General features: G+C 72.0%; 14 protein-coding genes and 1 pseudogene. 6 read left to right on the forward strand and 9 right to left on the reverse strand.

The window, feature by feature from the left end:
• Positions 1–197: 197 nt before the first annotated feature.
• On the forward strand, positions 198–551 hold the full coding sequence (locus ABCR83_RS08755) for a helix-turn-helix domain-containing protein (RefSeq protein ID WP_462694288.1): 354 nt from the start codon (positions 198–200) through the stop codon (positions 549–551).
• Here the strand turns inward: ABCR83_RS08755 and ABCR83_RS08760 are convergent.
• Complete coding sequence (locus ABCR83_RS08760) at positions 493–1,281, reverse strand: hypothetical protein (protein ID WP_462694289.1); 789 nt, start codon at positions 1,279–1,281, stop codon at positions 493–495. The genes ABCR83_RS08755 and ABCR83_RS08760 overlap by 59 nt on opposite strands.
• Positions 1,282–1,634: 353 nt before the next feature.
• Between ABCR83_RS08760 and ABCR83_RS08765 the strand changes: the two genes are divergently transcribed.
• From ABCR83_RS08765 to ABCR83_RS08780, 4 genes are all read left to right on the forward strand, one after another.
• The gene (locus tag ABCR83_RS08765; protein ID WP_462694290.1) at positions 1,635–2,333 is read left to right on the forward strand and encodes an AzlC family ABC transporter permease; all 699 of its coding nucleotides are present in this window, start codon (positions 1,635–1,637) and stop codon (positions 2,331–2,333) included.
• A complete protein-coding gene (locus ABCR83_RS08770; protein WP_462694291.1) occupies positions 2,330–2,644 on the forward strand; it encodes an AzlD domain-containing protein in 315 nt (104 codons plus the stop codon). Before ABCR83_RS08765 ends, ABCR83_RS08770 begins: the two co-directional genes overlap by 4 nt.
• Before the next feature lie 86 nt (positions 2,645–2,730).
• Positions 2,731–4,179, forward strand: a complete 1,449-nt coding sequence (locus ABCR83_RS08775; protein WP_462694292.1) for a class-II fumarase/aspartase family protein — start codon at positions 2,731–2,733, stop codon at positions 4,177–4,179.
• Positions 4,176–4,967: a methyltransferase domain-containing protein gene (locus ABCR83_RS08780; RefSeq protein WP_462694293.1), complete on the forward strand. Its 792-nt coding sequence runs from the start codon at positions 4,176–4,178 to the stop codon at positions 4,965–4,967. Before ABCR83_RS08775 ends, ABCR83_RS08780 begins: the two co-directional genes overlap by 4 nt.
• Positions 4,968–5,090: 123 nt before the next feature.
• On the opposite strand, the gene serC is transcribed toward ABCR83_RS08780, so the two are convergent.
• The 7 genes and pseudogenes from serC to ABCR83_RS08815 all read right to left on the reverse strand — a co-directional run bounded on the left by serC (position 5,091) and on the right by ABCR83_RS08815 (position 12,376).
• On the reverse strand, positions 5,091–6,197 hold the full coding sequence (serC, locus tag ABCR83_RS08785) for a 3-phosphoserine/phosphohydroxythreonine transaminase (RefSeq protein WP_462694294.1): 1,107 nt from the start codon (positions 6,195–6,197) through the stop codon (positions 5,091–5,093).
• 1 nt (position 6,198) lies between these two features.
• On the reverse strand, positions 6,199–7,584 hold the full coding sequence (locus tag ABCR83_RS08790) for a glutamate-cysteine ligase family protein (RefSeq protein WP_462694295.1): 1,386 nt from the start codon (positions 7,582–7,584) through the stop codon (positions 6,199–6,201).
• A gap of 84 nt (positions 7,585–7,668) precedes the next feature.
• The gene (locus tag ABCR83_RS08795; protein ID WP_462694296.1) at positions 7,669–8,316 is read right to left on the reverse strand and encodes an O-methyltransferase; all 648 of its coding nucleotides are present in this window, start codon (positions 8,314–8,316) and stop codon (positions 7,669–7,671) included.
• Positions 8,316–9,479 carry an amidohydrolase family protein gene (locus ABCR83_RS08800; protein ID WP_462694297.1) on the reverse strand — a complete coding sequence of 388 codons (1,164 nt, stop codon included), beginning with the start codon at positions 9,477–9,479 and terminating at the stop codon, positions 8,316–8,318. Before ABCR83_RS08800 ends, ABCR83_RS08795 begins: the two co-directional genes overlap by 1 nt.
• A gap of 191 nt (positions 9,480–9,670) precedes the next feature.
• Positions 9,671–10,438, reverse strand: a pseudogene (locus ABCR83_RS08805) (serine hydrolase); the annotation flags it as partial.
• Positions 10,439–10,564: 126 nt separating this feature from the next.
• Positions 10,565–11,557, reverse strand: coding sequence for a helix-turn-helix domain-containing protein (locus ABCR83_RS08810; RefSeq protein WP_462694298.1), 993 nt, complete (start codon positions 11,555–11,557; stop codon positions 10,565–10,567).
• Positions 11,558–11,617: 60 nt separating this feature from the next.
• The gene (locus ABCR83_RS08815; protein ID WP_462694299.1) at positions 11,618–12,376 is read right to left on the reverse strand and encodes a polysaccharide deacetylase family protein; all 759 of its coding nucleotides are present in this window, start codon (positions 12,374–12,376) and stop codon (positions 11,618–11,620) included.
• Positions 12,377–12,583: 207 nt separating this feature from the next.
• On the opposite strand from ABCR83_RS08815, the gene ABCR83_RS08820 reads away from it, so the two are divergent.
• Positions 12,584–15,127: a sensor histidine kinase gene (locus ABCR83_RS08820; protein WP_462694300.1), complete on the forward strand. Its 2,544-nt coding sequence runs from the start codon at positions 12,584–12,586 to the stop codon at positions 15,125–15,127.
• 27 nt (positions 15,128–15,154) lie between these two features.
• Here ABCR83_RS08820 and ABCR83_RS08825 read toward each other — a convergent pair whose 3' ends face one another.
• Positions 15,155–17,617: a sensor histidine kinase gene (locus tag ABCR83_RS08825; protein ID WP_462694301.1), complete on the reverse strand. Its 2,463-nt coding sequence runs from the start codon at positions 17,615–17,617 to the stop codon at positions 15,155–15,157.
• Positions 17,618–17,619 lie beyond the last annotated feature (2 nt).

Below are 17,619 nucleotides of genomic sequence, written 5' to 3' on the forward strand. Positions count from 1 at the left end.
TCTGGCCGAAAACCGCCGCCCTCCTCGTATCCGCTGGTCATCCAACCCCCAAGGAGCACCCCCCGACACCTGACCGCTTCTTTGCCCGAAACCCTGCTTTTAGCTACGCCTAAAGGTGGCATGCTGCTGGGAACGGTCGGCGAACGGCCGCACCGCACCGACGACATCGCCACCACAGCGCACCAGGGGGGCCGGCCATGGCCTGGAGAGAACCCGCCGAGAGCGGACGCACCACGGATGCCGCCGGGGCCCGGCTGGCCCGGCAGGCCACGGCGTCGCTCGCCGGACTGCTGGCGGAACGCGGCCTGTCCCGCAAGGATCTGGCCGACCGGATGGGGGTCTCTCCCGGCCGGGTGAGCCAGATCCTCTCCGGTGACGAGAATCTGACGCTGCGCTCGCTGGCCGCGGTCGCCGCCTCGCTCAACGCCCGGGTGGAGATCACCTTCCTCGACCCCGCGATGGCCGGTGAGCCGGATGCGGCGCCGGACACCTCTATGGCACTGGCGACCGCACGGCATCGGCGTCCCGACCGGACAGGTGCCGTCTCCTGAGTTCCAGGATCTTGCCGCCGTCACTGCGCTTGCCATGAGCGTGCTCGAGCTCGAGCAGGTACTTGAGGTACTGCTCGGCCTCCCCGAACGCCCGCCGGACCAGCCGCGCCTCCTCCCGGGTGGGACGGCGCCGCTGCTGCTGGCACACCTTGTCGACGCGGGTCTCCACGGTGATCCACTTCTGGGCCGCCGTGCGCACCTCCGCATGGCGCTCGACGATCTCCCGCCGCAGGGCGGTGCGCGTCCGGCCGGTACGCCCGGGCACATCCACCCGCAGCAACAAGTGACTTCTGAGCGCACCGGCGAAGGCATCGAGGTCCCAGCAGTCCCGGAAGCCCTCGGCCATCCGGTCGCACCAGTCGGCCCGGTCGATCCGCAGCCGCAGGGCCAGCTGATGGAGCAGCAGCGAATCGCCGAGCGTCAGCACGGCCATGGTCGCCCGCGCACCGGCCTGCTCGCCCCGGCCGCGCGGTATCACCCCCGAACCGGCCACGGCCCCCACGGCCATCGGGGGCACGCTGGACGCATGCGGCAACAGCAGCCCACTGGCCACGGCGGCCACGCCGGAGGTCCACAGCACCACGCCCACCGCCAGGCCGACCGACCGCAACGAGCCCAGCAGGCGCCCCTCCTCACGGAAGCGGAAGACCAGGCAGACCCAGGTCACGGGCGCGCAGACGACGGCCGGAAGCACCCACTCCGAAATGACGGACGCCTGGTCCCCTGCCACATAGGCCCCCAAGTCGCCCCTGTTCACCCGCTGTCACACAGCGCGCCGTCACCATCACCAAATGATGTTGCCACTGGGCCCGTTACCGCCTGCAACGATCCGGCCAAGCTTCGCCGACGACCATAAAGATCACGCCAACGGCGAGGCAGGTCAGGCACCTTGCCCCGCCCCACGGGCCTCCCTCCTCCCGATGGGGTCTTTATGGGGCCCCTGCAATCCGACCAGTAGCACCGGCTTTTAATATCAGGGATTTTGTCTTTCCGGTACTCGGCACGCTGCTCACCGGCATGGGCAATCATGGGGAGTTGAGGATTTCCGCGCCCGATTCACCGCCTGCCCAAGGAGTGAGCCCATTGCCGTACCAGCTGCGGGCGAGCCCTTTCGTCCGGGGTCTTGGCCATTCGGCCGGCGCGGCCATGGGTTATCTGCCGGTGGCGGCGGCATTCGGCGCCATTGCCGCTTCGGCAGGCATGTCCGGCTGGGTTTCCCTGCTGATGTCGGCATGGATCTATGCGGGGGCCGCGCAAATGGCCGGGCTCCAGGCCCTGGCCCTGGGGCAGCATCCCCTGCTGGTCGCCCTGGGGATGCTGGTGGTCAATCTGCGGCACGTTCCCATGAGTCTCGCGATCGCCCCGGTCTTCCACCGGGTCGGCCGCAGGGACCGGCTGGCACTGGCCCAGACCCTCACCGACGAGGCCTTCGCGCTGGATCTGCAACGTCCCGACGCCCCGGTCGGCTTCTACTACGGAATCCATGTGTCGTGCTGGCTGGCCTGGGTGGCGGGCACGGTGGGCGGAGCGGCCGTGGGGCCGGTCATCCCCGGGAGCTGGACCGCCTTTGCCCTCCCCGCGCTGTTCATCGCGCTCGCGGTCGACGCCCTGGGCTCCATCGGCGTCCGACACCGGTGGTGGGTGACCGTCGCGGGCCTGGGGCTCGTCATCCTCGCCCGGCTGACCGGGCCGTTCGCGGCCTTGGCGGCCATGGCCTCGCTGACCGTGCTGCTGGCCGCGGCGGACCGGCGCTGGAGCCTGGCCATGACCGAGGCCGCATGAACACGACCGGGGTCGTGCTGTCGATCGTCCTCACCGGGCTCGGCACCTGCCTGATGCGGCTGGCCGGCACGACCGCACTGAGCCATCGGCTGACCGGAACGGCCTGGATGCGGCAGGTCCCGCTGGCCGTGCTGCTCGTCCTGGCAATCAGCTCGGTGGCCGGAACGGAACTCGAACTCCCCTCGCCCGCAGTGGTATTCGGCACCCTTGCGGTGGTATTCGCCGCGGTGCGCCGCATGCCTCTGCTGTTCAGTGTGCTCGTGGGATGCCTGGTCTATGTGGCCACGCACCACCTATGGCCACGATGGTGAACAAGGGGCGGAATCCCACCGTCAATTCGGTTGAATGGCAGGACTTCCCCTGGGAACGCTCGGGAAACTCATGGACCATAAGGCCTATGGAGAGTCCCCACACCAAAACCCTGCCCGGCCGCCCGGCGGCGCAGTGCAGCCATGAGCGGGGCCAGGTGGCCGATTCGCTCTTCCATGGCGGGGGTTATGCCACGGCCGCCAGCCGCCGGATCTTCTGCGACCTGTGCCGGCTGCGGCGCTGGCTGTGGGTCGAAGCCGCGCTGGCCGCCAGCCAGGAGGAACTCGGAATGCTCGTCCCGGGGACGGCCGCCCGGGTCGCCCGGGCCTGTGAGCCGGGCCGAATCGATCTTCTCTCGCTCGCCCCCGAGTTCCGGCGCACCGGGCACTCGCTGGTGCCGCTGCTGCGCGGCCTGGAAGCGGCCTGTGACGGTGGCGCGGGAGAGATGGTGCACCTGGGAGCCACCACCCAGGACATACAGGACACCGCACAGTCCCTGGAGATGCGGGACGTCCTGGATGAAGTGGACACCGAACTGGCCACCATGGTGGAGCGGCTGGCCGAGCTGGCCGAGCAGCACCGGGACAGCCTGATGGTGGGCCGCACTCATGGCCAGCCGGCCCTGCCGTTCACCTTTGGGCTGAAGGTGGCGAGCTGGCTGGACGAACTGACGCGCCATGGCGAGCGGTTGACGCAGATGCGGGAGCGGGTGCTGGTCGCCCAGCTGTGCGGCGGGGTCGGCACCATGGCCGGCTTCGGGGGGCGGGGGCGTGCGTTGCTGGACACCTTCGCCGAGCGCCTCGGGCTCGGGGTACCCGTGGTCGGATGGCATGTCGCACGGGACCGGGTCGCGGAGTTCGGCACCACCCTGGCCATGCTCGCGGGGACGCTGGCCCGCATCGCCGACGAGATCCGCGTCCTGTCCCGGCCGGAGGTCGGCGAGGTGGCCGAGGGCTGGGAGTACGGCCGGGTGGGCAGCAGCACCATGCCGCACAAGCGCAATCCGGAGCGTTCCGCACAGGTGGTGCTGCTGGCCCGGCTGGCCAGGTCCCATGCGGCCCTCGGCATCGAGAGCATGGTGCAGGAGCACGAACGAGACTCCCGCGGCCTGCGGATGGAGTGGGTCTCGGTCGCCGATGTCTCGCACTGTGCGCTGGCCGCGCTGGGCATCCTCAATGACGTCCTCGCCCATCTGGAGGTGCACCACGAGCGGATGGCCGAGCACGCCCGTGCATCGGCCGAGTTCATCTGTACCGAGGCGGTGATGCTGGCCCTCGCCGGGCGGATCGGCCGGCAGAGCGCGCACACCCTGGTGTACGAGGTGAGCCAGCACGCCCAGAGCGAGGGCCGTTCGCTGCGCGCCTGCCTGCTGGCCCACGAGGAGATCGGCTCCCGGATCTCCGCCGCCGAGCTCGACGAGCTGCTAGACCCCGCTCGCTATGTGGGCGAGTCCCCGGAACTGACCGACCGCTCGGTGGGACGGGCCCGGCGCTGGCTGACGGCCGCCCGGGCGCCGGTGAAGGAGGCATCCCCATGACGGACCTGCTGCGCTTCGACGGCGAACGGGCCACCGAGGCCGATGTGGAGGCGCACACCCCGGAGATGCTGATGCAGCGGGAGCATGTGCGCCGGCAGCTCGCGGTGTCCCCCGGGGACCGGGTGCTGGACGTCGGCTGCGGGCCGGGCTATCTGACCTCGGAGCTCGCCGGGCGGGCCGGCCCGGACGGCGAGGTGTGCGGCATCGACATCAGCGAGTCGATGCTGGCACTGGCGCGGCCGCGCTGTGCGGCGGCCGGCGGGCGGGTGAGTCTGCGGCCCGGGCGCTGCGAGGAGCTCCCGTTCCCGGACGCGAGCTTCGACGCGGCGGTCTCGGTGCAGGTCTATGAGTATGTCGAGGACATCGAGCGGGCGTTGGCGGAACTCGGCCGGGTGCTGCGGCCGGGAGGCCGTGCGGTGATCCTGGACACCGACTGGGACTCGCTGGTGTGGCACTCGGCCGACCGGCACCGGATGCGCCGGATCCTGGAGCTGTGGGACGACCATGTGGCCCACCCCCGGCTGCCGCAGCGGCTGGGCCCGCTGCTGCGGAAGGCCGGCTTCCATGAGGAGAGTCTGACCACCCTGACCTTCCTCAACCGGGAGTGCCACCAAGGCGCCTACAGCTACTGGCAGATCGGTTTCATCGAGGCCTTCCTGGCCGGCCATCCGCGGGCCGACCCGGAGCAGACCCGGGCCTGGCGCCGGGAGCTGCATGAACTGGCCGCGGCGGGGCGGTACTTCTTCAGCCTGGGGCGGTATGCGTTCACCGTGGTGCGGCCCGGCTAAGCGCTTCGCTGGAAGTGCGGTGCGGTCGCTGCGGGCCCGGTGGGGGCTGGTCGCGCAGTTCCCCGCGCCCCTTGCGGGGCGCAGGTGCCGCACCGGACTTCGGCAAGGCCGCTCAGTGCCGCGTCAGCCATGCCGGCGTTCGAACTCGTGCAGGAAGCCTGCCAGTGCCCGGGCGCCCTCCTCGGGCATCCCGTTGTAGAGCGAGGCCCGTACGCCGCCCACCAGGCGGTGCCCGGCCAGGCCGAGGAGGCCTTCCGACTCCGCCCGGGCCAGGAACTCGCCGGTGAGCGACTCCTCGGCGAGCCGGAAGACCACATTGGTGACCGAGCGGTGGCCGGGATGTGCCGTGGGGCGGTAGAAGCCCGAACGGTCGAGCTCCCGGTAGAGCAGTTGTGCCTTCGCCAGGTTCGTCTTCTCGACCGCGGCGAGCCCGCCCCGCTCCCGGACCCACTCCAGGACCAGGGACAGTACGAACACGGCAAAGGTGTTGGGGGTGTTGTCCAGCGACCCCGTCCGGGCGTAGACGGAGTAGTCCAGCAGCTTGGGAGTCCGGGGCAGGGCGTGGCCCAGCAGGTCGTCGCGGACGGTCACCAGGGCCATGCTCGACGGTCCCAGGTTCTTCTGGAATCCGGCGTAGACGATGCCGAACCGCGTGTGGTCCAGCCGCCGGGAGAGGATGTCACTGGTGGCGTCCACCACCAGCGGCGCCGGGAAGTCTTCGGGGAAGGCGTTCCAACGGGTGCCGTACACCGTGTTGTTGCCGGTCAGATGGAGGTAGGCGAACCGCTCCGGGCGGTCTGCCGGCGGCAGCTCGGGTATCCGGTCGAAGCCGGTGTCCTCGCTGGTGGCGACGATCGTGGCGGTGCCGTAGCGGGCTCCCTCCCGGCGGGCCTGCCGGGCGAAGAGGCCCGTCTCGACATAGCCGGCGGTGCGGGTCGGGGACCGGCCGATCAGATTGAGCGGGACGGCGGAGCACTGCATCCGGGCACCGCCGTGCACAAAGAGCAGGTGATGGTCCTCCGGAACTCCGCACAGCCGACGGAACAGGCCGGCCGTGGTGTCGAGCAGCCCGGTGAACCGGGGGCTCTTGTGGCTGATCTCGATGATCGAGGCACCGTCCCGGGCATGTGCGGCGAACTCCTCACGTACCCGCCGGGCCACCGGGCGGGGCAGGGTGGCGGGTCCGGCGGAGAAGTTGTAGGCCTGCGCGGGAACGGGCCGTGGTGTCACCTCAGCACATCCTCAGTCTTTCCACGAGCGCGTCGATTCCCTCGTTGCGCAGACACCTGACGGCGTCGGTCGCCGGGCTCGTCCGGTCCCTCAGGCGCCGGGCCGGCGTGGACAGTTCAGCCACCGGCGCGACCGGGTTCCGGCGCAGCGAGCCGGCCGCGAGGTCGAGGGCCCGGCGGCCCCACTCGGTGAGTGGGGCTCCCGCCACGTCCGTCGCCCAGCCATGGGTCTGTACCCTGGCGGCCGCCGCCCGGGCGTCCTCGAGCGTCCAGCTGTCGAACAGGTCCCGGCACCGTTCGAGGTCGCCCAGCCAGCCCAGCAGCATCGCCAGCCAGGAGAAGGTTTCCGCCCGGTCCATCGTCGGCAGGTGGCGGACCTCGGCGAAGGTGCCGCGCCCGCCGTCGCGGAGCACCTCCTCGGGGCGGCCGGCGGCCACGGCGCGGAGGATCTCCGGGACGGTGCACGATTCGTCGAGCCGCATCCGCACCCGCACCGCCGGCCAGTAGAAGACCAGCCCGGCGGCCAGGTCGGCCGGGGTGCAACTCAGGGTGCACTTGGCCCCGTTGAGGTCGATGAACTCGGCGTCACCGGCCGCGGCGAATTGTGCGGTGGTCAGGTGCGGGTCCACCGGGCTGTGGGTCACGCCGGCCCGGTCGATCTCGAAGACGGGCAGCGCCCAGGCCTCGCGCATATAGGCGGCCAGGTCGTGAGGGAGCCGGCGGGGGAAGTGCAGCCGGTGGGCGAAGAACGGGTTGGAGCCGGCCAGTTCCAGGTATCCCTGCAGACGCAGGGAGTACCAGGGCTGTACCCGGGAGCCGAACACCGCGGAGTTGGCGCCCCATGCGTAGATCAGCGGCGTCATCTTGATCAGCGTGTTGCAGAAGGTGACCACCTGCGGCAGGGGCACATCGATGTTGAACTGGACGGCCGCGAAACCGGGCCAGGCGTCGGCCGCATAGTGTCCCGGGTACCGCTCGGCCTGGGCCAGCCACAGTCTGTAGTGACCCTTGTCCGCCAGGAAGGGGCCGCCGAGCGTCTCGGTCCGCGGCTGGCAGCCATGGGCCAGGGCGGACAGGCCCTCGGCGGCCAGGGCGGGGAGGACCAGCGAGTCCAGGGCCTGGTTCCAGGCCGCCTTGGCGGAGGCGAAGCCCTCCTCCGGCGGCAGGGCCATCTCCACCGTGCAGATGCCGTAGTCGTTGCCCACCATCAGGGTGCCATTGCTCCGCACCGAGGTGGCGCCGACGAGCGCCCCGCTGCCGGCGTCGTGGTAGGCGGTGAAGTCCGCCCGTCCGGCGAGCCGCCGGAACAGCGACTGCACCGCCTCCCGGCCGGCCGCCTCGCCCAGCCGGTCGACCACCGGCAGTTCCGATTCAATGCCGATCTTCATGGGACGGTCTCCCCGGGTGCGGCGGCGATGACGGAGGCAACGCTAGAGGCAGGGACCGGCCACCACCCGGACGCCGGGAGATGATTAACACTTTGTAGTGACTTCCATGCCATCGCCCACTGCCAGCACCTGGCTCCGGGCATCCGGCAGCCGGCTGACATGCCGCCGGTAACGGGCGATGACCTCGGCGTTCTTCAGGGGCACCAGGATGTTGTCGGCCACCACCAGGCCGCCCCTGCGCAGGGCCGGCCAGCAGGCCTCGAAGTCCCGGACGTAGAGCTCCTTCCAGTGGTCCAGCAGCACCAGGTCGACCGGGCCGGGGAGGCCCGGAAGCAGCTCCGGTGCCTCGACCGAGGTCAGTTCGACCACCGCGTCGAGGCCCGCCGCCGTCACATTGGCCCGCTGCTCGGCCTGTTTCCCGGCATCGACCTCGATGGAGTGGAGGCGGCCGCCGGTCGCCCGCACCGCCTCGGCGAGCCATAGCGTGGAGTAGCCCACCGAGCCGCCGACCTCCAGGACCGTCCGCGCCCCCATCGCCCGCACCAGGGTGTTGAGCAGCAGGCCGGCCTCGGGGCCGATGTCGAGCATGAAGGAGCCCGCCCGGTCGCGCAGGGCGCTGCCGCCGGCCGCGCGCAGCGCCTCGAGTTCGGTCTGCTCCCGTTGGGAGCGCGCCTCCAGTTCACGCAGCACTGCGGCGAAGCGGGGGTCGGACCCCGGGAGGGCCGACCGCATCAGGTGATCCCGAAGAAGCGGCGGGCGTTGTCGCTGAGGAGCTTGCGCTTGACCGGCTCCGTCAGGTCGCCCCGTTCGGTCAGCGCGGTGACCGCGCCGGGAAACTTGGCGTCGAAGTGGGGGAAGTCGCTGGCGAACAGCAGATTCTCTTCGAGGCCCTGCTGGACGAGCATGGGAAGCAGCGGATCCTCCGGTTCGATCCCGAGGTAGCACTGGCGCTTGAAGTAGCTGCTGGGCTTCTCCGGCAACGGGGGCCGGTCCTTGGCGAATTGCTCGGTGTGGTCGTCCATCCGGTTCAGCCAGAACGGCGCCCACCCGGCACCGCTCTCCATGAAGGCGAAGTTCAGCCGCGGGAACCGCTCCATGACGCCGCCGGTGATGAGCAGCATCACCGCTGTCATCTGCTCGAAGGTGTGGCTGACCAGATGGCCCTGCATGGTGTCGCGGGTGCGTTCGGTGCCGATCCGGGGAATGCGGGCGACGCCGAACCCCTCGTGGAAGCACACCGCCATCGCATGGCGTTCGCAGAATGCCCAGAGGGCCTCGTACACCGGATCGTCGACATTGGTCCCGGCCACCGTGTTGGGCCGGAGGATGACCGCGCGGACGCCCTGGTCCAGCATCCGGTGCGCCTCCTCCACGGCCAGCACCAGGTCGTGCTGCGGCAGGGCGGCGACCGGGAACAGCCGGGCGCGGTCCTCGGCGCAGTAGGCGAGCACCCAGTCGTTGTAGGCCTTGACGACTTCGTGGGCGAACGCGGAGCTGTGCAGGGCCGGGAGCAGTCCGAGCACCTTGGACGGGAAGATCTGGGCGAGGGTGATCCCTTCCCGGTCCATGGCGGCGAGCCGGTCGCGTGGGTCCAGGCCGCCGCGGCGGAGGGCGCCGAGCACCTCCACCGCGGCCGGGTCGTCGTGCATCCAGCTGCCCGGTGTGTAGGTGGCTCCCTGGGTGGTGCCGAACCAGGCGGCCTGGATGGGGCGGCCGTGGAAGGTCGATGACGGCTGCTCGATGATCCGCCCCTCCGCGGTCAGTGTGCCGTCCTGATACCTGGGCATCCAGGCGGCGTACTTCTCCGGGAGCCTTCCGCGCCACCAGTCGTCGGAGTCGGGCAGCACGATGTGGCTGTCGGCGTCGATGACGGGGTATTCGCCGTGGCTGGTCATGCACGACTCCTTCGCGATCTCCACCTGCTGCCGGATAACGGACCATCGGCGGAACCGTACGGCCCCGGCCGCCGGGGTTCCCGCCCATGGCGCACCGTCATACAGCACCGGCCGGTGTCACAAGAGGGGCACCGAAGCACGCCCGGCGCACGCGGTGAGCGCACCGCTCGTCGGTGACCTGGTCAGCCGTGGGCCGGGCGGTTGGCACCGGGGACGTCGAGGGAGCGGGTGAGCTCGGTGATCCGGGTGTATGCCGTGCCCTGCGGGGTGCCCACCGGGTGGAGGGTGAAGACGGCCACGATCGAGCGGTCGCCGGCACCGACGGTTCCGGTGGTGTGCAGCGCGGGACGGGCCAGATCGACCCCGCCCGCCGGGGCGGGCCCGCCCCCCGCGCCGAACCCGGACCAGCCCTGTTTCGCCGCCCAGGGCCGGCCGAACGCGCCCGGGATGCCGAAGTGCTGGTCGAAGCCGTCGGAGCCGAGGCGGGTGCACTCCCTCAGGTTGCCCATGACGAAGTCGCGGACCGGACCCGGCGCCGAATCCAGCAGATACCGGTACACCCGCACGGTGTCGGCGGCGGTGAGGGCCGAGTAGCCCCAGTGCCCCGGGTGGTCCGCCGGCGGCCCGGAGGTGTCCCGCAGGCCGAGGCGGCGGATCATGCGGGTGACGATGGCGGAGCCCCCGTCCCGCTCCCAGTAGTGGCTCGCCGCGTCGTCGTCGCTGCTGCGCAGCATGGAGCCCAGCCTGACCCGGTCGGCGTCCGGGAGATCGCTCCCGGTACCCCGCTCCCCCAGCACATCCAGCGCGATCAGCAGCTTCACCACCGAAGCCGACCGGAACCGCATGTCCGATCCGAACCGTTCCGTAAAGGTGCCCGACCGCCGGTCGAAGACGGCAGCACCGGCAGTCACCCCCGTTGGCACCTCAACTCCAGTCGGACATGCGGGCCCTGTCGACACGGGCCACCGTCGGTCCCCCGTGCCCCGCGGTCTCCCGTTCCTCACGACCAGCCTGACCGATCCCGGGCGACCGGGCCAGTGCATTAGAACCAGGTCTAATCCGGGAGGTCAGTGCGGGGTGGCGGATCAGCGGCTGGTGAGCAGGTCCGCCCCCAGCGGGGTGAGGGTGTGATGTGCCGCGCCGCCCACCCGCCGGGTGACGACCAGGCCCGCGTCCCTGAGCACGGACACATGGTGGCTGGCGGTCGCGGCCGTGACCGCGGCGGACCGGGCGAGTTCGGAGGTGGTGCTGCCCTGCGCGACCGCCTCCAGCAGGGCCGCCCGGGTGCGCCCCAGCAGGGCGTCCAGCCCGCGCCCCGCCGCTCCGCGCTCCCGGTCGGGGACCAGCTGGACCGGGCTGTGCTCGACCGGGAAGACGACGACCGGCAGCAGATCGTGATTGCGCAGCACCGTGGGCATCCGCCAGCAGAAGAACGACGGCAGCAACAGCAGCCCCCGGCCTTCCAGCCGCAGATCCCCCTGAACATGCGGACCATGCATGGTCAGTACCGGCGACTGCCACTCCAGGCACGGGTGCAGGGTCCGCATCAGATGATCGAACGGGCTCGCCGGTCCATGGGGGATGGCCCGGCCGCGCAGCAGCAGGTCGGCATCGACCTCGGCCCGGATCCGCGTCCAGTACGGGGCGAGCGCCAACCGGTGGTACGAGCGGACCGACTCCCCCAGCTCGCGGAGCGCATCCGGCTCGCCGGCCGCGAGTTCCCGGGCCGCCGGGTAGGGCAGTCGCCGTTGCGAACCGGCCAGTTGCGTCATGTCGTGGCACAGCCGGGCGCGCGGGGTGGACAGCAGCGCGCTGATGCCGAGTTCTATGCCTCCGGTGGCCGCCGCGGGGGTCAGGAAGTCCGGTGAGTAGCCCCGCGGTGGGGCCAGGGTGAGCAGCCGGCGCAGCCGCGGGTCGAGCCCGGCCCGGACCGCGCGGCGCCAGCGGTCGAACACCAGCGGCCCGTCGTCGGTCTGCAGCATGTGCAGGCTGAGCAGTACCTCCCACATGGGGTCGGGCCCCTGGGCCAGCCTTGTCTGCGCGAAGTCGTCGCTGCCGAAGTGAATGCGCAATGCCACGGGTCAGGCCTCCCGCTCCATGGTCCGCGCGATCCGCCCGGCGTTCAATCGCATCCCGGCCTACGGGGCCAAAAGCGTGCGCAGATCGACCACTTCATACCCCCGGGCCTCGATCAGATCGATGATGCGCGGCAGTGCCCGGGCGTCCAGGACCTCCCCGGAGCCATCGGCGGAACCGACGTGCATCTGCACGATCGCCCCCGGTGCGAGCACCTCGGCCACCCGTTTGACGGCCTCCCCCACGGTCATGCCGTGCGCGGTGCCGAGATAGCCCTTGGTGTCCGTCGTCCACTCGATGTCGGCAAAACCGAGGGAGTTGACCTGGGCGATCCCCTGCGGCGTGGTGTCCCCGTAGGGGAAGCGGAAGAAGGGCAGCGGGGCGGTGCGGGCCGCCCTCCGCAGGGCCGCGTCGGTGGCCCGCACCTCCTGTTCGACCTGGTCCGGGGGCAGCCCGGTGAAGGACGGGTGGCTGTAGGAGTGGTTGCCGATGCCATGGCGCCGCGCGATCGTCCGTACCGCACCGGGGTGGCGTTCGGCGAACTGGCCGGTGAAGAAGAAGGTGGCCGGTGTGCCGCGGCGGCGCAGCTCGCGCAGCACCTCCGGGATGCCCGCCTCGTCCCATGCCGCGTTGAAGGTGAGCGCGACCTGGCGCTGCCGGGTCGGGAACGTGCGGACCGCGGTGCCGTAGAGCCGCCCGACCGGGCCCGGCGAGGCGACGGCGGCCGCCTCCGCATGACCAACGCCCGCCGGTGGTGGCGGACTTGTCGTGCCGAGGATACCGAGCAGGGCGACCGCCGACAGGGCATGAACGAGCCTCATGTCTCTCCCCGAGGTGGTGAACACGGAAAGTATGGCCCAATCGTCCCGGTCCCGGGGGTCATCCCACTCCGTCGCGGACGGCCGGGAGCTGTCGCTCCTCCCCCGGGCCGGATCAGGAACGCGTCAACGTCGTGGGTCCGAACCGCGATTCCGCGGTGGGGAAAGTGACCATGGGCAGTGCACAGGCAACACAGAAGGAGCGGGCCGATGGCGCAGGACAGCCTTCCGACCGACGCGCCGGGGCCGCGTCCCGGCAGGCTCAAGGTCTACCTCGGCGCGGCACCCGGCGTCGGCAAGACCTACCGGATGCTGGACGAGGGCAGGCGCCGGGCCGTGCGCGGCACCGATGTGGTGGTGGCCTTCGCCGAGTGCCACCGGCGCCCGCACACCGAGGCGATGCTCGAGGGCCTGGAGAGCGTGCCCCGGCAGCAGCGCACCTACCGGGGCATGACGCACACCGAACTCGATCTGGACGCGGTGCTCGAGCGCCGCCCCGAGGTGGCGCTGATCGACGAGCTGGCGCACACCAATGTGCCCGGCGCCCGGCACACCAAGCGCTGGCAGGACATCGAGGACCTGCTCGCGGCCGGCATCGATGTCATCACCAATGTCAACATCCAGCACCTGGAATCCCTCAACGACGTCGTGGTCAAGATCACGGGGGTGCCGCAGCGGGAGACCGTGCCGGACGAAGTGGTGCGCCGCGCCGACCAGATCGAACTCGTCGATCTGCCTCCCGAGGCGCTGCGCCGCCGGATGGCCCATGGCAACATCCACCCGCCGGAGAAGATCGACGCCGCGCTCTCCCGCTACTTCCGGATCGGCAACCTCACCGCCCTGCGCGAGCTGGCCCTGCTGTGGGTCGCCGAGCGGGTGGACGAGACGTTGCAGCGCTATCGCGCCGAGCACGGCATAGGGGGCGTCTGGGAGACCCGCGAACGCGTGGTGGTCGCCATCACCGGCGGCCCCGAGGGCGAGACCCTCATCCGCCGGGCCGCCCGGATCGCCGCCCGGTCCTCCGGCGGCGATCTGCTCGCCGTGCACATCGCCCGCAGCGACGGGCTCGCCGGGGCGTCGCCCGCGGCGCTGGCCAGGCAGCGGCAGCTCGTCGAGAAGCTGGGCGGCACCCACCACACCATCGTGGGCGACCATGTCCCCACCGCCCTCCTGGAGTTCGCCCGCGCCGAGAACGCCACTCAGCTGGTCGTCGGCGTCAGCCGCCGGGGGTGGCTGGCCCGCCTGGTCAACTCGCGCGGGGTGGGTGAGGCGATCATCGAGTCCTCGGGGGACATCGATGTGCACATGGTCACCCATGAACGGGCCGGGCAGGGACGGCTGTTGGCTGACTCCGGCAACCGTCTGCCGTTCGCCCGCCGGATCGGCGGGCCGGTGGCGGGGGGTCTGCTGCCCCTGCTGCTCACCGTGCTGCTGCGGGCCGTCTCCGGCCCCTTCAGCCTCAACCTGACCAGCGAGACCCTGCTGTTCCTGCTCACCGTCGTCGGGGTGGCCTGCATCGGCGGGGTGGTCTCGGCGCTGCTCGCCTCCGTGACGGCCTCACTGCTGCTCAACTACTACTTCATCCCGCCGACCGACCGCTTCACCATCACCGGGGCGAACAACATCCTTGCGCTGTGTGTCTTCGCCGTGGTCGCCGTCATCGTCGCGGCCATCGTGGACCGCTCGCTGCGGCTGAGCCGGCGGGCCGCGAGTGCCACGGCCGAGGCCGAGACGCTGTCCTCGCTGGCCGGTGGCGTCCTCCGCGGCGAACAGGCCGTTCCGCTGCTGCTGGAGCGCACCCGCGAGACCTTCGGCATGGAGACCGCCGAACTGCGGCCGCGGGAGCGCGACCCGGAGCCGGTGCGGCCCGAGGCGGTGGCCACCGCGCCGCCGGAGATCACGGTGCCCATCGGAGCCGACAGCGAACTGGTGCTCCGCGGCCGGGGTCTGCCCGCCACCGAGCACCGGGTGCTGACCGCCTTCGCCGCCCATCTGACGGCCGCCGTCGAGCACGCCCGGCTCGCCGAGGCGGTCGCCGAGGTCGAACCGGTCAAGGCCGCCGACCGGATGCGTACCGCCCTGCTCGCCGCCGTCAGCCATGACCTGCGGACCCCGCTGGCCAGCGGCTGGGCCGCCGTCAGCTCGCTGCGCAGCCGCGATGTCGACTTCTCCGCCGAGGACCGGGAGGAACTCCTGGCCACCGCCGAGGAGTCGCTGGCCAAGCTCAACCGGCTGGTCGACAACCTCCTGGACATGAGCCGGATCCAGGCGGGCGCCCTCGCCCTGCATCTGCAGCCGACCGCGCTCGCCGAGGTGCTGCCGCCGGCCGTGGACACCCTGCCGGAGGCGCCACAGGTGCCGGTCGCCACCCAGGATCTGGAGGCGGTGCCGGATGTGCTGGCCGATCCGCCGCTGCTGGAGCGGGTGCTGGCCAATCTGGTGGCCAACGCGGTGCGGCATTCACCGCCCGGTCGTCCCGTCACGGTCGCCGCGAGCGTGCTCGCGGCGACCGTCGAGCTCCGGGTGATCGACCGTGGGCCGGGGATCAGTCCCGCCCATCGGGAGCGGGCCTTCGCGCCGTTCCAGCGCCTGGGGGACACGGACAACACCACCGGGCTGGGGCTGGGGCTGGCGCTCTCCAGGGGGCTGACCGAGGCGATGGGAGGCACGCTGGTGCCCGAGGACACGCCGGGAGGGGGGCTGACCATGGTGGTGTCCCTGCCGGCCGCGGCGCCCGCGCCGGTGCGGGGTTGAGCCCCGCCCTTTCAGCGTTTTCCCCGGCTACCGCCGGGTCGGCAGGCCGAGCGTCACCGTGCAGGGGGACCCGGCGGCTGCCGCGGACTCCAGGGTGCCGCCCATGGCCTCGAGCAGGTCCCGGGAGAGCCGCAGGGCCAGGCTGTCGCCCCGGAGGCGGTCGGGGCCCGGGCCGTCCCCGCCGTCCGTCAGGCGAACGGCCAGCCTGCCGGGCAGCACCTCGGCGTCCAGGGCCGGTGAGGTGCCGGGCGGGCTGTGGCGCAGCGCGTCGGCGGCGAGGCCGGTGAGCGCGCGGGAGAGCAGCGCGGCGTCGGCGATGACATCGGGCAGTTCCTCGGGCAGGGTGACCAGGATGGTGTGGCCGCCGGGGCCGAGGTCGTCCAGGGCGGTGGTCAGCACCTCGCCGAGGTCGACGGGGCGGAGGTAGAGGTCGAGGGCTCCGGCGTGCAGCCGTCCGAGGTCGTCGAGGTCGGTGACCAGCTGCCGGGCCCGGTGTACGGACGTCCGGGCGGCGCCCAGCAGCCGGGCCTCCTCGGGGGACGGGCCCGCCGGGGTGCGCAGCCGGGCGAGCGCGTCCGCGGCGGTGTCCAGGCAGGCCCGCAGGTCCCGGCCGGCCGTGGCGAGCAGCGAGGTGCGGGTGCGTTCGGCGGCGGCCAGGGTGTCCGTCTCGGCGGCCCGCCGGGCGAGCCTGCCCTGGGCGTGGGCGATCCCCAACTGCGCGGCGCAGGCGGCCAGTACGCGCTGGTCGTCGATGCTCAGTCCGCGACCGCGCGCGGCCAGGGTGAGGCGGTCGTCGACGGGGCTCTCCACATCCGCCTCACCGGGCCGCTCGGGCGGCCGCTCCCCGGCACTGGCGACGACGTACCAGCGGGGCAGGGTGCCCGCCCCGGGGTCGCGTTCGAGCAGGCTGACCGCGGCGAGCCCGAAGTTCTCCCGGATCTGCTCGATGAGCGCGGGCAGGTCCGGCCCGTGCATCATCGCCGTCGCCAGCCGGCTCAGCGCCCGGGCCTCGGAGGTGGCGCGGGCCGCCCGGTACATCGACCGTGCCGCGGTGCCCGTCGCCGTGCCGACGAGCAGGGCGACGGCCGCGAAGACCACCAGGGCGACGATGTCGGTGCCGTGCCGGATGTCGAACGAGTGCGGTGGCGCAGTGAAGTAGTAGTCGGCGAGCAGCGCCGCGGCCACCGCGGCGGCCAGCGCGGGCCAGAGCCCGCCGAGCAGGGCGACGACCACCACGACCAGCAGATAGAGGATGAGGTCGGCGGCCAGGTCGAGCCGTCCGCGCAGGGCCGTCAGGACCAGGGTCAGCAGGGGCAGCAGCACCGCCGCGCCCGCCAGCCCCGACAGTTGCCTCCGGCGGCTCATGCCACGGCCCGGGCGCGGCAGCCGCATCAGAGTGGCGGGGCCCGCTGCCGCCTCATGGGTGACGATGTGCACATCGATGGGCCCGGAGGCCCGGATCGTCCGCCGGCCCACGCCCGGCCGCAGTGCGGCGGAGAGCCCGCCGCGGCGGGCGGCGCCCAGCACGAGCTGGGTGATGTTCTCCGCCCGGGCGAACTCCAGCAGCGCCTGGACGATGTCGTCGCCGGTGGTCTGGTGGTAGCTGCCGCCCAGTGACTCCACCAGGGCGCGCTGGCCGTCCAGGGCCGCCGGGGTGCCGACCGCCGGCGCGTCGCCCGGCACCACATGGAGGGCCAGCAGCTCGCTGCCCGGGGTCCGCGCGGTGATCCGGGCGGCCCGGCGGATCAGGGTCTCGCCCTCCTGGCCTCCGGTGAGGCCGACCAGGATGCGTTCACGGGTCTCCCAGGGAGCGGCGATGCCGTGTTCGGCGCGGTAGCGCTGCAGGCCCTCCTCCACCCGGTCGGCCAGCCACAGCAGCGCCAGTTCACGGAGCGCGGTGAGGTTGCCGACCCGGAAGTAGTGGGTCAGGGCGGCCTCGATCCGGTCGGCCGGGTAGATGTCGCCGTGCACCATGCGGCGGCGCAGCACCTCGGGCGGGAGGTCGACCAGCTCGATCTGCTCGGCGCGCCGGGCCACCTCGTCGGGCAGCCGCTCGCGCTGGGTGACGCCGGTGATCTGCCGGACCACGTCGTTGAGGGATTCCAGGTGCTGGACGTTGAGGGTGCTGATCACGTCGATGCCCGCGTCCAGCAGCTCCTCCACGTCCTGCCAGCGCTTGGCGTTGCGGCAGCCGGGCACATTGCTGTGGGCGAGTTCGTCCACCAGGGCGGCCTGGGGGCGGCGGGCCAGCACCGCGTCCAGGTCCAGCTCGGTGAAGGCCGCCCCGCGGTGGACCAGGGTGCGCCGGGGGATCGTCTCCAGGCCCTCGAGCAGCGCCGCCGTCGGCCGTCGCCCGTGCGGCTCGGCGAGGCCGACCACCACGTCGGCGCCCTGGGCGCGCAGCCGTCGGCCCTCCTGGAGCATGGCGTAGGTCTTGCCCACGCCCGGTGCGGCTCCCAGGTAGATCCGCAGACTTCCGCGTGCTGCCATCG

This window comes from Streptomyces xingningensis (genome assembly GCF_054957865.1).

Excerpts from the sequence above, each read along its gene's own strand:
- ABCR83_RS08755 (WP_462694288.1), top strand. The coding sequence starts at position 198 with ATGGCCTGGAGAGAACCCGCCGAGAGCGGACGCACCACGGATGCCGCC.
- ABCR83_RS08770 (WP_462694291.1), top strand. The coding sequence starts at position 2,330 with ATGAACACGACCGGGGTCGTGCTGTCGATCGTCCTCACCGGGCTCGGC.
- ABCR83_RS08775 (WP_462694292.1), top strand. The coding sequence starts at position 2,731 with ATGGAGAGTCCCCACACCAAAACCCTGCCCGGCCGCCCGGCGGCGCAG.
- ABCR83_RS08780 (WP_462694293.1), top strand. The coding sequence starts at position 4,176 with ATGACGGACCTGCTGCGCTTCGACGGCGAACGGGCCACCGAGGCCGAT.
- ABCR83_RS08790 (WP_462694295.1), bottom strand. The coding sequence starts at position 7,584 with ATGAAGATCGGCATTGAATCGGAACTGCCGGTGGTCGACCGGCTGGGC.
- ABCR83_RS08795 (WP_462694296.1), bottom strand. The coding sequence starts at position 8,316 with ATGCGGTCGGCCCTCCCGGGGTCCGACCCCCGCTTCGCCGCAGTGCTG.
- ABCR83_RS08800 (WP_462694297.1), bottom strand. The coding sequence starts at position 9,479 with ATGACCAGCCACGGCGAATACCCCGTCATCGACGCCGACAGCCACATC.
- ABCR83_RS08815 (WP_462694299.1), bottom strand. The coding sequence starts at position 12,376 with ATGAGGCTCGTTCATGCCCTGTCGGCGGTCGCCCTGCTCGGTATCCTC.
- ABCR83_RS08820 (WP_462694300.1), top strand. The coding sequence starts at position 12,584 with ATGGCGCAGGACAGCCTTCCGACCGACGCGCCGGGGCCGCGTCCCGGC.
- ABCR83_RS08825 (WP_462694301.1), bottom strand. The coding sequence starts at position 17,617 with ATGGCAGCACGCGGAAGTCTGCGGATCTACCTGGGAGCCGCACCGGGC.